Consider the following 1,080-nt stretch of genomic DNA (forward strand, 5'->3'; position numbering starts at 1 on the left):
GAAGCGCTGCCGGTGATACATCTCGTTCTTGAGGGTGGCGAAGAACGATTCGGCGGCGGCGTTGTCCCAGCACACACCGGTACGGCCCACGCTCGCGCGTATCCCGGTTCGCACGCAGTAACGGGCGAACTCGGCGGAGGTGTACTGGGCGCCGCGGTCGGAATGGAACACCGCGCCGGGGCGGACATGCCCGTGGTGTTGGGCCATGGCCAGGGCGTCAACGATGAGGCTGGTCCGCATGTGCTCGGCGGTCTGCCACCCGACGACCATCCGGGTGGCCAGGTCGATGACCGTGGCCAGATACAGCCAGCCCTCACCCGTCCTCAGGTAGGTGATATCACCGACCAGACGGATGCCCGGCGCGTCGGCGGTGAAGTCCCTGCCGATCAGGTCAGCGGAAACCACCGGATCCTGACCGGGCAGCGTGGTCCGCTTGTACGCCCGTGGTTGGCAGGCACGCAGGCCGAGCTCACGCATCAGATCCGCGACCAGGCCGACGCTGCACGCGATGCCCTCCCGGTTCAGCGCTGCCGCCACCCGCCGGCAGCCGTAGGTGCCCCGGGAGGCGTCGAAGACCCGCCGCACCCGTGCGGCCAGGTCCCGACGTCGGACGGCGGTGGCGGTCTCGGCCCGGTCGCGCCAGGCGTAGTACGTGGAGCGGGAGACACCCAGCAGTCGGCACATCCACGCGATCGGGTAGGTGGCCTTCTCCGCGTCGATCAACGCACACCGCAGGGCTACGGGTGCATCCGGGCGAAGAAGGCCGCGGCTTTTTTCAGGAACTCGTTCTCCATCCGCAACCGGCGGATCTCGTCTTCCATCTCTTTCACACGAGCGGCCTCCACCGGAGTGCTGTTCTGGTCGGCCACCGCATGCTCACGCCGCCACGCGTTGACCCAGTTACCCAACGTCGCGTCATGGATCCCCAGATCACGGGCGACGACCGCAATCGGCTTACCAGTCTCGATCACCATCTGCACAGCCTCGGCCTTGAACTGCGGGCTGAACCGACGACGCTGCTCGGGCATGGACTCATCCTCTCAACTCGGAGGACATGTCCAGGATCCTTGGTACACCTCA

2 protein-coding genes are annotated in these 1,080 nt (G+C 66.9%); both read right to left on the bottom strand.

The window, feature by feature from the left end; genetic code table 11:
• A partial coding sequence (locus ACGF5G_RS35770; protein WP_393271336.1) for an IS3 family transposase occupies window positions 1–723 on the bottom strand: 723 nt, incomplete at its 3' end.
• A 14-nt stretch (window positions 724–737) separates the two neighbouring features.
• A complete protein-coding gene (locus tag ACGF5G_RS35775; protein WP_357705177.1) occupies window positions 738–1,028 on the bottom strand; it encodes a transposase in 291 nt (96 codons plus the stop codon).
• Window positions 1,029–1,080 lie beyond the last annotated feature (52 nt).

This window comes from Micromonospora sp. NPDC047730 (assembly GCF_043204765.1).
Lineage (GTDB): Bacteria > Actinomycetota > Actinomycetes > Mycobacteriales > Micromonosporaceae > Micromonospora.

Excerpts from the sequence above, each read along its gene's own strand:
- ACGF5G_RS35775 (WP_357705177.1), bottom strand. The coding sequence starts at position 1,028 with ATGCCCGAGCAGCGTCGTCGGTTCAGCCCGCAGTTCAAGGCCGAGGCT.